The organism is Paenibacillus sp. NAIST15-1, assembly GCF_001894745.1.
GTDB classification, from domain to species: domain Bacteria; phylum Bacillota; class Bacilli; order Paenibacillales; family Paenibacillaceae; genus Paenibacillus_B; species Paenibacillus_B suaedae.
Window position 1 is genome coordinate 162,773 of the sequence record NZ_BBYF01000003.1, and the last position, 14,329, is coordinate 177,101.

The 14,329-nt window shown below is 44.7% G+C and carries 15 protein-coding genes and 1 pseudogene; 1 reads left to right on the plus strand and 15 read right to left on the minus strand.

Annotated features, from left to right (window positions below; all coding sequences use genetic code 11):
- Positions 1–66 precede the first annotated feature (66 nt).
- The 10 genes from PBN151_RS08225 to PBN151_RS08270 all read right to left on the minus strand — a co-directional run bounded on the left by PBN151_RS08225 (position 67) and on the right by PBN151_RS08270 (position 7,313).
- Positions 67–681: a superoxide dismutase gene (locus PBN151_RS08225; RefSeq protein WP_072728628.1), complete on the minus strand. Its 615-nt coding sequence runs from the start codon at positions 679–681 to the stop codon at positions 67–69.
- A gap of 279 nt (positions 682–960) precedes the next feature.
- Entirely contained in the window at positions 961–1,458 is a 498-nt protein-coding gene (locus PBN151_RS08230) for a DinB family protein (RefSeq protein ID WP_072728629.1), read from the minus strand.
- Between the two features lie 282 nt (positions 1,459–1,740).
- A complete protein-coding gene (locus PBN151_RS08235) occupies positions 1,741–2,154 on the minus strand; it encodes a hypothetical protein (RefSeq protein WP_227774523.1) in 414 nt (137 codons plus the stop codon).
- Between the two features lie 142 nt (positions 2,155–2,296).
- The gene (locus PBN151_RS08240) at positions 2,297–2,836 is read right to left on the minus strand and encodes a histidine phosphatase family protein (protein WP_072728630.1); all 540 of its coding nucleotides are present in this window, start codon (positions 2,834–2,836) and stop codon (positions 2,297–2,299) included.
- A gap of 3 nt (positions 2,837–2,839) precedes the next feature.
- Positions 2,840–3,394 carry a GNAT family N-acetyltransferase gene (locus tag PBN151_RS08245; RefSeq protein ID WP_072728631.1) on the minus strand — a complete coding sequence of 185 codons (555 nt, stop codon included), beginning with the start codon at positions 3,392–3,394 and terminating at the stop codon, positions 2,840–2,842.
- Between the two features lie 509 nt (positions 3,395–3,903).
- Positions 3,904–4,458 (minus strand): TetR/AcrR family transcriptional regulator, encoded by a 555-nt coding sequence (locus PBN151_RS08250; RefSeq protein ID WP_072728632.1) that lies wholly within the window; start codon positions 4,456–4,458, stop codon positions 3,904–3,906.
- On the minus strand, positions 4,451–4,852 hold the full coding sequence (locus PBN151_RS08255; RefSeq protein ID WP_072728633.1) for a DUF5360 family protein: 402 nt from the start codon (positions 4,850–4,852) through the stop codon (positions 4,451–4,453). The genes PBN151_RS08250 and PBN151_RS08255 overlap by 8 nt, the downstream gene beginning before the upstream one ends.
- A 240-nt stretch (positions 4,853–5,092) precedes the next feature.
- Complete coding sequence (locus PBN151_RS08260; RefSeq protein ID WP_072728634.1) at positions 5,093–5,521, minus strand: GNAT family N-acetyltransferase; 429 nt, start codon at positions 5,519–5,521, stop codon at positions 5,093–5,095.
- 111 nt (positions 5,522–5,632) lie between these two features.
- Positions 5,633–6,118, minus strand: a complete 486-nt coding sequence (locus PBN151_RS08265) for a DinB family protein (protein ID WP_072728958.1) — start codon at positions 6,116–6,118, stop codon at positions 5,633–5,635.
- Positions 6,119–6,200: 82 nt separating this feature from the next.
- The gene (locus PBN151_RS08270) at positions 6,201–7,313 is read right to left on the minus strand and encodes a Gfo/Idh/MocA family protein (RefSeq protein WP_072728635.1); all 1,113 of its coding nucleotides are present in this window, start codon (positions 7,311–7,313) and stop codon (positions 6,201–6,203) included.
- 143 nt (positions 7,314–7,456) lie between these two features.
- Between PBN151_RS08270 and PBN151_RS08275 the strand changes: the two genes are divergently transcribed.
- A complete protein-coding gene (locus PBN151_RS08275; protein WP_072728636.1) occupies positions 7,457–7,876 on the plus strand; it encodes an exosporium protein C in 420 nt (139 codons plus the stop codon).
- A 431-nt stretch (positions 7,877–8,307) separates the two neighbouring features.
- On the opposite strand, the gene PBN151_RS08280 is transcribed toward PBN151_RS08275, so the two are convergent.
- From PBN151_RS08280 to PBN151_RS08300, 5 genes and pseudogenes are all read right to left on the minus strand, one after another.
- Complete coding sequence (locus PBN151_RS08280; RefSeq protein ID WP_072728637.1) at positions 8,308–8,844, minus strand: GNAT family N-acetyltransferase; 537 nt, start codon at positions 8,842–8,844, stop codon at positions 8,308–8,310.
- 151 nt (positions 8,845–8,995) lie between these two features.
- Positions 8,996–9,421, minus strand: a complete 426-nt coding sequence (locus PBN151_RS08285) for a GNAT family N-acetyltransferase (protein WP_072728638.1) — start codon at positions 9,419–9,421, stop codon at positions 8,996–8,998.
- Positions 9,422–9,594: 173 nt separating this feature from the next.
- A pseudogene (locus PBN151_RS08290) lies at positions 9,595–10,161 on the minus strand (GNAT family N-acetyltransferase).
- 480 nt (positions 10,162–10,641) lie between these two features.
- Complete coding sequence (locus PBN151_RS08295) at positions 10,642–13,542, minus strand: polysaccharide lyase family 8 super-sandwich domain-containing protein (RefSeq protein WP_072728639.1); 2,901 nt, start codon at positions 13,540–13,542, stop codon at positions 10,642–10,644.
- Between the two features lie 392 nt (positions 13,543–13,934).
- Positions 13,935–14,318 carry a nuclear transport factor 2 family protein gene (locus PBN151_RS08300; protein WP_370510409.1) on the minus strand — a complete coding sequence of 128 codons (384 nt, stop codon included), beginning with the start codon at positions 14,316–14,318 and terminating at the stop codon, positions 13,935–13,937.
- Between the last annotated feature and the right edge of the window lie 11 nt (positions 14,319–14,329).

Sequence of the window (14,329 nt, forward strand, 5' to 3'; positions counted from 1 at the left end):
GCTGTGATGCAGCCCACACCTTGCAGAAGCAGCGTCCTGCTTCCGCAACGTTTACGCACATCGTTGTTAACGTACGGCTTCATTGTAGCGACGGTTCACTTCTTCCCAATCCACTACATTCCACCAGGAGGACACGAAGTCCGGTCTCCGATTCTGATATTGCAAATAGTAAGCATGCTCCCACACATCCACCACCAGAATAGGCGTTTTGTTCTCCATTAGTGGTGTGTCCTGATTCGGTGTACTCATCACCTCAAGCTTATCTCCGTTCACGACGAGCCAGCCCCAGCCAGATCCGAATCGGCTGATTGCCGCCTTCGTCAGCTCATCCTTCATCTGTTCGAAGCTGCCGAAGTGCTTCTCAATGCCCTTCGCGATGTCTCCGTAAGGATTACCACCGCCAGTCGGGCTCATAATCGACCAATATAAGCTGTGCCCGTAATGTCCCCCGCCTTGGTTGCGAACCGCAGCACGTATTTCTTCCGGTACATCGTTCAAGTTGCTGATCAATTCTTCAACCGAAGCATTTGCAAATTGCGTACGGCCTTCCAACGCCTTATTTAAATTAGCCACATAAGTGGCATGATGCTTCCCATGGTGGATCTCCATCGTTCTTGCATCCAGATGAGGCTCCAGCTCATCGTATGCATACGGAAGTTCTGGCAAAGTAAATACGCTCATGTAATCATCTCCTTCTTGGTTCGTATATCCGGATATACCTCTAATTATATATTTACCCAAAACTTTTGTATATAGTAAATTATTTTTCCTTAGGGAAACATTTGAGGGGAGATACATGGTTCACGTATTTCAATAAAAAAAGACGCACCCTTCGAACGCCTCGAATGGATTGTCTTCACTCAACTACCTCTTTTGTTGACATGCAATAGCTTCGTACAATATAACAGGCTGGAAACTGGCTGTTCTTTCTTCGTACCATTGCTGTAGGTAACATATCTATTACAAATGATCTGCGATCATGTTTGGTTGAATAAGTTTTTTTCGAATCATATTAGCCGACACTGGCTGCTTCCCGACTTCCCTTGCCCAGACCGATAGTTGTCCGACATGGTGAATGTGATGGGCTATGGTATGCCGCATCACTTCTCCCCAAGCATACACAAGTACAGTGCCGTCTGGACGCTGATCATAAAAAGGACGGATCTCCATGCAGTCATTCCATGAGCGAACAAATTCTTCTACTTCAGGCCGAAACTGTTCATCTAGTTGAATGATCTTCTCAAGCGTATTGTACTTCTCGAATCCTTCTTCGAAGTCCTTCTTTCCTTGCAATACACGAATCCAGCTCCACTCCACGTCAACAACATGAAACAGCGTGGGCAAGATTCCGCCGACTCCACCTATTCGCGGACGAACCAGTTCCTCGTAAGGGATATCTTCACACCATCGATACCATTGTTCTCGAACCGTCCAGTTATAACGAAAAAAGGTCTGCAGGGCGATCCCTCCATATCAATTTTAGGTCATTTGGAACACTAGACATTTACGATCTGTCCTGTTTCATTGTAACAATCGTTGATTCGATTACAATTTAAAGACAGCCATGCTAGGTCATTTCTAGCGTTTATTTCCTAGGTAATAAGAGCAAAGATTACGATTCACATATTTTTTGTAGTATCCTCTGAACATCTGATAAATTGGATTCATGGCATCAATATCACTTCTGAATTTCTCAACTACTCCGAACAATTGGTGTTTCTCCAATTCACTATTATATTCCTATTCTTCCAATTCATTCAATAAGTCATAAAAATACTCACAAGGTTCCTTTACGCTTCCTGTCCCATCCGAATACTCCCCTGATTTGCATAAGAAGGAAGCCCATGATAATTCGTTTCTTGCATATCTGAGATATAAACATGCAATGTACTGATCATAGAGCTTGGGATCGTTTTCTATAAATGGTTCGGAATAAAGGTAATGATTCACAATACTAATCGCACTTGCCTGATATTTTGTTACTGCTAATTGAATGATCCAATATGGTGGCTTCGTATAGACGTCAATGATTTCATCACAGAACAGATAAAAATGCTTATACCCGATTAATCTACTTTCCAACATCATACTTAATTTATATGCAAATGGTTTATCCAAAACGAGATCTCTTAAGGTAACTTTCTCATTCGACACAGCATATCCCCTTATTATTGTAGTACTTTCATCCTTATCAAAGAAAGCCTAGTATCTTATTGATCACTCTTTTTCTAATCTTACATTTATCTTCGTTATTGCATTTCAAGGATAACTGCCTCTTCTACGCCTCCAATCCGCCCTAACCCTTCACATATACATACAGTTTCCCGTTTTGGGGCTTCCATTCCGCTTTCCCTTTGTAATCCCTTCGGACAAGTTCTTTATGCACAACCTTCATCAATGCCCCATGACATATGACAAGAACATTCGACTGATTTTCCGCTTCAATCCAATCGATAACTTCTTTAACCCTTGATAATGTTTGCTGCTTCGTCTCCTCTTGTGAAGAATGAGAGCATAGCCATGCCAATCGTGACAAGATCATCCATACAATGTGCAGCAGCTTGACGTTCGATTGAAACACGGAACGCATTCCAATCTCTCGAAGACGATGGGTTGTGATAATCCTGCCTGTATAAATATGTTCAGCGGTTGTCACTGCTCTTGATAAATCACTAGACACACAGAGATCCCACACTGTGGTGTCATTTGGAGGATCAGCAAGGATGACCTCTGCTTGATCATACTGCTCAACCCAATGATTGAAATCCGCGGAGCTCATCCACTTCTTCTCCGGTTTGCACTGAACGGGAAAATGTCTCACTAGCCCAATCTTCATTCCCTACTCCATCTCCTCATTCAACAACACCATATGGATGTGGTCTTCCCATTTCCCATTAATTTTAAGATATTTCTTGGCTAATCCCTCGAATTGAAATCCCTGCTTCTCCACCACTCTGAGTGAAGCCTTGTTATGCGGCATGATGTTGGCTTCGATACGATGGAGCTTCAAATCACGAAATGCAATTTCAATCATCACGGTCAACGCTTCGGATATGTACCCTCTTCCTTGCAAATCCTTATCCAGCTTATAACCTAGATGGCAGGATTGAAATGCCCCTCTAATGATATTACTAAGTGCTATAGAGCCAATAATTCGCTCCGTATCGTCTAATTCATATATCCATAGTTTGAACAAACACCCTCTCTCATATTGAATGCGTTCTTCTCGCAGCACTTTTGTTTGCCACTCCATCGTATAAAAGGCGGGCTCTCTCTTAATCTCCCACGCTGACAAAAATTCCTGATTTCGTACCATGTAGTCCAACACTTGTTTGGCATGGACTTCATCAATTTGCTTCATGACTAATCTCTCGGTTTGAAAAATGGTTGACATCTCACGCCTCCATTTCCATCTTGATTCGTACTTTCTCTGCTGCTTGATATGAAGTATGTTGGGTTATGAAAAAACAAGCCTTCACGAGTAGAGACAATGGCTTCTGTTCCCATTCATGAAGGCTGCTAGTTATTCGAAACGAAATAAGATATGTATAATTGAGAGGAAAATAGTTCTCTATATGCGCTGAGATTTCGTAGTTTCGTATTCACGATCGAATCACATAAAGGCGTCTAAGAACTCTTTTTATCGGATATGACGATAAAGAATATGCAGTCATAGCTGCTGCCTGTCCTGTCGCATCACAATACGGTCGGAGAATAGCTAACTCACATTACCATTAAGTATAACGCAAATTCATAATATTGGAAACGACTGTCCAAGCCGCTCCTTTTCTCAAACTAACTAGTATTAAGCAACTGGGTATGAGTGAAGCAGCTTATAAAAAAAGCAGCCGCTCACAGTTCACGTGTTCAACGTTCTCCTGCAAGAGCTGCCTGCTCTCCACTCTATTTCTCTATTACTCCGTACATGAGCATTTTTACGGTTCTTCGCAGCGCTTCCTCTAATGACAACTGATTTCCTTCCCTTGTCCTACGATCCATCAATTGATATAACGCGCCTATGTACATGTCAATGAATAACTCCATATCGAATGGGCGAATGATTTGCGCTTGGATGCCCTCTTCTATCAATAATCGAATATTGTCCCAGCCTTCTTGGACATAGGCATCTACAAGCTTCCATTGTTCAGGATACAGCTTCTTCAACTCGTCCAGTGTACGAATGTCTGTAAACGCAAACGCGCTCGGAAGCATCATCAGGGCTTGCTCAAGCTTTTGCACAATCGATAAGGATTCGTCTCGCATCATGCGCGCTTCAGAATCTCTCATCTCTTGAATCGATCGCTCAATTAAACACGTAATGAGTTGTTCCTTGGATTCAAAATGCTGATACAATGTCTTCGTGCTAATTCCGAGCCGGCTTGCTACATTGCGGATGGCAAACTTCATGCCTCGAATTTTAATCTCTTCAATCGCAGCTCCTGCGATACGATCATGCATAACAATTGCGCTCCCTTTTCATTACTTTCGCCAAAAAGAATAGTGGATAGATGAGAAGAAACAGGTTCGGTGTCCACCACATCATATCGAAATCTTGCCGAATGAACCAGAATGCGATGGCTTGTAACCCCGAACAGGAAGTAAGCAGCAACGAGGTGAAGCATAGCGCTGACCAAACTGGCTTCTTCTTGTGAAAGTAGTAAATACTTAAAATCCCCGTCACTGATATGAACAAGTCCAACGGAATGAAAGACATATTCCATGCTACGAGCAGTTCATTCTTGTAATCTTGATAGAGATACTCCTTCGGAATCCATCCCATGAACGTAATCGTCCAATAGACAATAAACCCAATATCAGTGAACAGCATAAGACCTTTCAATGTTTTCCCCATTCTACTCTCTCCTTGAAAATGATGTAAAGAAAAACGCCTCGGAAAACATTTAAAACAATTTGTTTTCCTCAATTTCCATCATACCCTTCTCTACGTTATGTATCAAGAAGAAACGAAAAAAAATATCCGAAGAGAGTATGAACTACACCTAGCTCTTATACTCATAAACCGGAAGTTGAGGTGCGGATAGGAATGCGCATAAAAAAACATGCCCTCACCCCAGGGCATGTTTGTCAGTTATTATTGCAACTTTCGATCGTGAATCACGCCGAACATCCCGGTCATTCCATCATGGTTATGGAAGCCGTATTGCTCATAGAAATCCTCTTTCCCTTTCGAAGCAAATAATCCAACGAACGATTTATCTGGTGCCGTTTCTTCCAGATAGGCTTTGATCGTCTCCATAATCAGTTTGCCGACTCCATTACCCTGATGCTCTGGAGCTACAGCAATATCCTGGATATAGAAATAAATCTGTCCGTCCCCTACAACTCTTCCCATTCCCACGATTTCTTCTTGATCATGCACAACGACGCCGAACAATGAATTGCGGAGCGATTCTCCAACAACATCAAAGTTCATGTACTCTTTCCATCCGACTGCACTGCATATTTTCTCATATTCAATTACAGTCGGAATTCTCGTCTCTATTGTATAGTTTCTGCTCATTTACCATTCTCCAATCTACTAGATCTCCCTGAATACAGAAGATTTACTTCACGATCATGTGTTTTCAATCAGCTACAAGCTCTGAGGGAGTTTCTTTTTGATAATTCTCATCTAGCCTCGGTGATTAATTTCATCCTCAAACACATGGAACCATTTGAAATAGTTGTTCGTAGGTTTACCATGCCAGAAGGGAGCTTCTTCATGCAGCCACTCATCATTTCTGCTCTTGAATCCATCGAGTGTACGCTGTCTAACTTCGTCCAACAACGTTAAATAGAAGTTCAGATCATGCCCCTTAATCAACTGCTGGCCTTTCTCCCCTAACTCTAATGCGGCTCCCCACGTTAGCAGTTCCTGCTCGGTTAATTCACGATGCTCGAATGTAAATGCTTGATACGCAAATTCAACAGCAGCCATATGGTATAGCAGCGCTCCAATGGAATTGCTGTGTGGATCCATCACATAATCCAATTGCGCCTGACTTAATCCCTCTACCGTATTCATCGTTGTGTAGCGCGCATAATTCATCATCGAAACGAGCCTGCTGATTTCTGGAGTAAAACCATCAATATCAGTGATCAGAAATAACTTTTCCATATCCATTGTCTTCTTCCCCCTTTTATTGGTATACAGGCCGCTACACATGATGCTAATTCAACCTTTGCTTCTATATGTATATTTATAAATAACCGCTGCGAGTATCGAATAATGCAGTATCCAATTGACTCCACGGAGTAAAGGTTGTAGTCAACGGATACCGCTGTCCGGATTCTGCAGAACGATAAGCCCCGAACATAATCTCGTGGACATGCAACTGCTGCTTCGCGGATTGAATAGGCTGTTCTCCTGTACGAAGGCAATGAGCAAAGTAACCGATTACACTTTCACTTTGATGCAGTGCGAATTCGTCTCGTGGGAGATAGCAATTCTCAAGACCTCGCCAGCATACTTGTTCCGCCCCCGCAATTACTTGATCAGGCGAATGAATCACAAGCGGATAGCCACTATCATTCAATGCTATCGTCCCCTTGCGGCCGTAAATGATCGTATTGTTCTGCTTAAATGCCATCCCCCATAAGGAGCGAATAACCGCATGCTGTCCTTCGGCAAATTGCAGGATCAGCGTCACATTGTCATCTACATCGCTGGACACCTTCTTGCCATCACCAACGATTCGATTTGGTATCAGTGTATTCACTTCTGCCATAACACTGACGGCAGGGCCTAATAGGCCGATTAGGCGGCTAAGTGGATATACCAAACAATCCAGAACCGCTCCGCCATGCGCGACAGATTTATCATAATACCAGTTGTCTCTCCATGGCCCCGGCAAAGACAACTGCGCCTCCGCACCAGTGATCTTCCCAATATATCGTTCATTCACATAATCGGCAGCCGTCAGATAGACGGGATGCAAATCATAAGGCAAGTTCATCAATATCACTTGTTTCTCTACAGCTAGAGCAACCATACGCCGACATTCTTCCAGCGAGGTTGCCATTGGCTTCTCATTGAGCACATGGAGCCCTCTTTCAAGTGCAGCGAGCACGGGTTCCGCATGTACTGAATGAGGGGTTGTGACGACAACGCCATCCAACTGCTCCTTGTCCATCATTTCACGATAATCATCATACCAGCTAGGAACTCCATATTCGTCTGCTTTTCTCTCTGCATTGTACAGATTTCTGGAATAAGTAGCGACAAATTGCACGCCTTCCAGCCCAGCTGCTTGTTCAAAATAGCGGTTGCTCACATGCCCGCTGCCAATCATGCCTAGCTTAATCGTTCTCATGTGATATCTCCTCAAATGATATCATTTCACCAAGTCCATTACATGAATTCCTCTTACTCTTCCAAACCGCACACAAAATTGTCCAAGCATTCTCTCTTAGTTCAGCATATCTTACTACTATCAAACAAAAGGAGTTGATAGGTTTGGCACGTATTCTTGATAAAGCTGCGGCTCAGCCACGCAGTAGATTCAACCCAGCAAACGCAGTTACGATCCGAAGAACAAGAACTCGACTCGCTACAATCTCGATACGAATTCCAATGAACTCTCAACCGAATCGCGTAGACTTGGTAGCAACCGTAGGGGTTAAAGGTGTGACTGGAATTGCGCAAATCCTGTTTCGCATATTCCGCGATGGTAGAGAAATTTTCAATACGCAGCAAGGAATCGAATCCGCCGGTTCTGAACAAAATTACGTAGTTACCTTCCAGGCCGAAGATAGAAATGTAAGAACAGGCACACACGTTTATACGGTCACAGCAGAAAACCGTACTGCAAATACGAGAGCCGATATCGTTGGGCCAATATCGTTTAGTGGTTTAGCTGTTAAAACAAGAAACTAATAGATATTTTCTATATCTTCAATAGGATCGTTATATTCCTAGGGTTGTATTTGGATCTTATTTCTAATCTAAAGCATACCGCATCATGATCTACACTAGCAAATGCATGATTCCAGCACTCAATCCTATTCAATCAATCTTATAAGGACTCACAGGCTAGCATAGCGAACAGGGTAAATTGAATAGTGACCATGGCCTTGTACTCTTATCATAAAAAAAGCGGCAATCTGCTCTCATGAAACAGAGAGACAGATTGCCGTTTCAGATTGCTCTAATGTAAGCATGTCGAAAATCCACCCATTAGGAGATGCACCATAACTTGATGCGAATGGCCGAACAGACGGAACGAAAGGAGTCCGCTCTCAGCTCAATTCGTAATGCTGCCAACCTTGCATTCATATCCGCAACCTTAGCTCGGGAGGGATTCGTATTTATGATGATAGATGATACTCCAGTTGCATATCTCTCGGATCGCTCTCATACAGCTTTTCATTTACTTCCGCTGCTTCCTTACATCCCAATGCAAAGTAGAAAGCGATTGTATCCTCTGCAGAGCCGGCACAAATATAAATTTTATCCGCTCCCCATTCTCTCGCTGTTTCTGCACAAGTCCGGAATAATAGTGTGCCGATCCCCTTATTGCGATACTCTAAAGAAATAAATAAAGAGTCTAGCAGTACATACTTGTATGCTTGCCCAAACATTTCTCGATTAATCGTTCCGAATCCGACCAACTTCCCAGTATCCTCAAATACGCCAACCGCACAGCCATCCTGATTGATAGTTTGTTTCAATTTCGAGAGGTAGTGCTCATAGCCATCAGGCCAATCATTCTCTTGATAATTGATTTCGATTAATTGTCGTACACCATCAACTTCCCGCCATGCCCTTTTGATGTACTGAGACGGATTAATTTCTTGGATTCGTTCACACTCATCAATCGTTAAACTGCGATATATGTAAGACATGTTCCATTCTCCAATCTATCGTCGATTTATTGTTACACCGTAGTTAGTAGTGCCGCATGTTCGCAATCGATGAACGAATGGAATTATCAGGTATTTCGCATGCTCCATTATGATTTGTCCTTTGCATCAGGGTTCTGTCGTTAACGCCCTCTCATTTTGCTAACAAATCCTTCTTATAGAAGTGGTGCCGATAGCCAATCGGCGCGTCCTCAATAATTGCAAGTGCTTCATAACCATACTTTTTGTAAAATTCCGGCGCCTGAAAGCTGAACGTATTCAAGGTTATGAAGGTGCAGTTCTTTTCTCTAGCGATGCGATCTGCTTCCTGCAGCAATTGCGCGCCGTGGCCCTCACCACGATGTCCTTCATCCACCCACAAAATATCGATCTCCATCCAATTCCAACATACGATACCGTTAAGTCCGGCGATAATTTCGCCTGTATCATTTTTGACACAAAGATGAACCTCTTCAAATCTAACATTTGGGACAATCTTTTTATTGAACTCGATCAGTTTATTTCGTACATATTCAGCTTCCTCGGTTGTACCATGTGAAACACTGTAGTTATCTGGCATATCTCATAGCCCCCATCTTTCATAGATTAGTGCCTACATTTCTGCATAAGCTCAAACAGCATATATCTTGAGTATACACGAGTATTATCCAAAACAAAGTGCATACTTCGATTCAAAAATGACATTGACCCTGAATCCTTCCATGTCATTATAGAAAATGATCGATTCTGAGCTCAGCCCTGTTGCTCCCACTCTTCGCGTAGCATGCCCATACGAATAGAATCGTAATATAACCCATTGTATAACCGGCACTTTCGAAGTCTCCCTTCGCATGTCATGCCAAGCTTTTCGGCGACCCTTATCATCCTCTCGTTCCCGGACCAGGTCGTCAGACCGATTCTTACGAGCGGCAGTTCGGCAAATAAATGATCGATCCATAAACGCAATGCTTCTGTTCCGTATCCTCCATTCCAATACTGTGGATTATAGATTACAATGCCGATCTCCAGCCAATTGGATGGCTTGTGTTCCCAGTAATAGCTCACAAAGCCGATTATCTCGCCGTTCACTTCTATTAACATTTCAGGCGTAGGCTTCGGATCCATATCTAAAAATCTCGTCATCTCTTATTGATATTCTTCATAACTCTTGCGCTCAAGAGGATAGTACGGAGCGTCCCACTTCTTCCATTCCGGCGCTGCTTCACCGTATATGAACGAGTATAATTGATGTATATCGTCTAATGTAATATTGCGTAAACGAACTCTACTTCCGATTCGAACAACCTGCTTTTCATTCATTCCCTCTCACCTCATTAATAGGATGTCATTATACTAAGAAATTTCGTCCCCTCATTCCTTCCAATTGCCGACGATATTTCTTGTTTACAACATACACTTTATCCCAGCGTTAAGGTCAAGCATATATAAGGCAGATGAGGGCGACTCTTATTTGTGCAAACGATGACGGAGGTATCATTCATATTTAACAGTTATCCCTAAGAGGTATTTATAATGCCAATTGGCATTCCTAAGCAGTAGCAACAACGGGATCAGCGGATTTGGGGGCATAGGTGGTAGATTTGAGTGCTACCATCCGCTTAACGTTCATATTTCCAATTCTTTGCCTATCACCTTGTTGCATTGAAAAAAGTCCCTACACACATCAGCGATGCTTGATGTACGTAAGGACTTTTGGATTTACGCATATGAAGTTACTTTCGTTGCAGATTAGAACTTGCTCTATTGCCGCTTGCAGTTGATGCTACTGAACCGAGGTCTCTACTTCGTAAAACGAACAGTATGTGTTCGCCCCTTGGCTCCCGCAGTATTCACCGTCAGTTTAATCGAAGGCTCTGTCTGCTGCACCGTAATCGTCGAATCTGCTGACGCTAGCTTCCATCCCTTGCGATTCAATTCCATCACGACTTGCGACTGGTTCTGGGTAGGATCGGATACGGCAATGATTAGCTCCGAATCCGTCTCCTTCACCAGTGCGGAGGCCGGTTGCTTGGACGCTATTCCGTCCACAACCGCAGGCAGCCAATAGTTGATCGCAGTTATACCCAGCTTATGCTCGCGAACAGACTGCACGCTCGTGCCATTGCTCAGCACGGTAATGTCCGGTGCTTGGCTGTAGTGAAGCGTCGCTTGCGCATCATGATTCGGCAGCAGCACATACGAATAGGAGCCGATATTCGGATTCGCGCCATGATCGAAGGCAAGACTGACATAGTCTCTCGTAATTGGTGATGCGGAGCCGCCGTTATTGACGTCCTTCCACGCTCCCGTACGAGCCTCGCGCTTGCCTTGAAGCATAGCTGCTTTCGGGAAATAGTAGCCAATATCCCCCTTTCCGTTCCCATTTAAATGAGCCCATGACACGTCAGAAAACTTCTCCGACCACCCTGGTTGTACCGGTAGAACGGTACCATTTACAGTTAGTGCCCCACTACCTTCACTTACTTTGCGGTTATCGACAATCGTCTCGACTTGACGTCCATCCCCGCCCGTAATGCCTGTACCAAGCGCCACGATTTCATTGTCGAAGGCAAACCATGACTTTTTCCCCGTTAAAGAACTGTTCTCCACAGCAAACTCCATCCCGGTTGCCCCATACTGACCATCGAGGGAGGCTCCGCCTACCCATGATTTCGAACTAAGGTAATATTTCCAGTCGCGCAAGGCACTGGATGAACCGTCTGTGGTCGTGCCCGGCAATCGCAGCATGTCTGCAGTAGCCCAGTAACCGTCGCTGTATTGGGTAATGTCATCATTATATAAGTAGGTCATACCGTTCCCCGTATGCCATGCTTTCTTGTTCTCTCCATTGCCGTACTCATAGCTCGCTATTCGCTTGGAAGACATACTGATACCGAAGCCAAAGTCTGGCCGCAAATGAATGACTCTATCCATGCCCGCAAAAACCTGATGCTTGACCAAATCTTCCCGCGGTGAAATGGAGGAATCTTGCAGCAGGTTCTTCATTAAAGCGATATCGTACGTTCCTAAGCCAACATAGTAATTGTCGAAGGAATCATCCTGCTGTAGCCAGGCCTTGACGGCAGACTTCATGCGAGTAGACTCCGCAGCAGGAGCAGCCTCGGACAGCCGCAGGATGCTCTTGATCGCGCCGCGGCCGGCAGTGTGATCGGTCGACAGTTCGCGGGATATTGCACGGCCGCGTACCATATCCATCATAGCGCCCTTGTATATAAGCGGCTCGAAGGAATTCTCAATCCAGCGGAATATGTTCGCCGCCTGCGGATCGATAACCTGCCATGGCGATCCATTCAGCAAATAGAGCATCTCGGACAGCCGATCCAGCAATACCGTCCCATAGCTGCCTGTATATGCAATGACATCGTGCTGCACGAATGAGCCATCCGCATAGAAACCGTCCCCCCGAGTTACATATGGGAATACCGGATTTATCGCGTCTCGGCCTTGCATCAGCTTCGCATCCGAAGCACCCGTCGCTCCTCTTAGGATCACAACGAAGGCCTTGTCTACTAGGTTAGCGCCCGTTTCGATAAGGCTGGGCTGCACCGTTCTTCTTGTCGGGTCTGGGACAAACGCATCAATCGCGCGATTGTAGCTGTTGATTTGAGCGGCAGACAGATCATCGAACAGCAACACCGTAATATCGTTCAAATATTGTGGAGAGCCGATCTCCCAATCCCACCAGTTTTTATAAGGAGCGACACGCTCATTGTAGCGATTGGCATACATCCAATCGAGTCCGCTTATGAGATCGGCTCGCAGCTGCGGATCGTGATACAGCGATGAGCCTTGTGTCGCGTATGCCAGCGCCATTTGCCGCAGGCGTTGAAATGCGCCCGTTACATGAGACGATTCAGTGCGGCTGGACAGATCACTCCATAGCGAGCTGCGATCTGCCTGCTTGTTCATCGTATTCCAGAATCCAGTGCCGCTGCCATTGCTTACATTCTCCACTAAAGAAGCAATCGCCGCGTTCATATCCGAATCCGCCGAATGATAACTGGCATTGCCGGTCAATTGCTGAATGCGCTTGTCGCGCACAGCCTTGAATTGTGCTGCATCTGCTGGAGGATTGGCAGCTTCGCTGCCGTTATTGCTTAGGTGAATCGCATCATACCATGCCTCCCCAGCCGCACTCTCATAGAACAGCTCCACCTTCAAGCGGGTTGCCTGCTGCGGAATGGACAGCTCCAAACGCTGCTCCGTCCAATCATGCGTTCCGAGCAGCGGCGATGAAGATGGACCCGAACTGATTTTATCATTCGAGCTGTTCAAATATTGCGTGCGAATAAAGGCTCCGCCGTAAGTAACACTCGACTGCAAGTCCTTAGTCCGCAGCCACCCCGTAAGTGTGTACGATTCGCCTGGCGTTACGTCAACGGTTTGCAGAACGTCTGCCCGCGCAGATTCAGCACTGCTGATAGTAAGCGACCGCTCCCCTTCATAATAGATATCCGAATCTAAGGACAGGATCGGCTTTCCGGATGGAACCCACTCACTCCAGTAGCTGGGCTGCAATGCGCTCCAAGGTCCCCCTGGAGGCTGTCCCGCTTCAAAGCTGCCGTTAAGCAGATTGCCTGCTTCCGCTCTAGCATTTGGCAGTCCCATAACGGGAATAAGAGAGCACAGCAAGAACACCGCTAACGTGACACGAATAACGCGATGTGGCCATTGTTTCATTATGTATTTCCTCCCAATGGTTTGATGATTTATTTGTAAGCGTTATCATGAATAGATAGCTCAACTATAAGCGATCTGACCAAAAGGAGTGTGTGTCTTATTTTGACTTCATTGTGCATAATTTTGCCCAATGAGAAATAGATCAGCACACATAAAGCATTTCTGCCTCATGTACGCCAACCTCCGTCACTGATTACTAAGCATATTGATTTCTTCTACTATAGTAGAGAACATGCCTTGGCACAGGATATAATTCTGACCCCTATATGCATTTTTTTGACTTTCACACATAAAAGCCGCCTTTCCGAAATCGGCTGCACGAATTGCTCAGCACAACTTGAAAGAGACGACTTTTTCAAAGTTAAATGCGATTAATTGCCCATATACCATCGTCAACTATGATCTTCAATACTTGATATTTTCCCGTTAGTGAATGTAAAAATGGATTTCCCTGTTAGCTGAATCTTATCTCCAGCCTTCAATCCGTTCGGAAGATCAAGAGCCAAGGTGCCTTCGTAGTCAATCTCTATTTCAATGCTGCCATCACTCTCTATATACTGTAAAATGGTTTGTCGGCGACTCGAAAATAATCCCGCTGATTGTTGCGCGAGCTGTTGGAAGGGTTCGATTCCATGTGTCTCTACGGTTACTTCTCCATTGGCAACATTCCGGAATACGATGTCTGGATGCAGCAGCTCGACTATCCCTTCTATATCGAATGAATTATAAGCTCTCACATATTCCTCAATAGAAGCAACTTCTTCTTTCCTATTCACCGACATCCCTC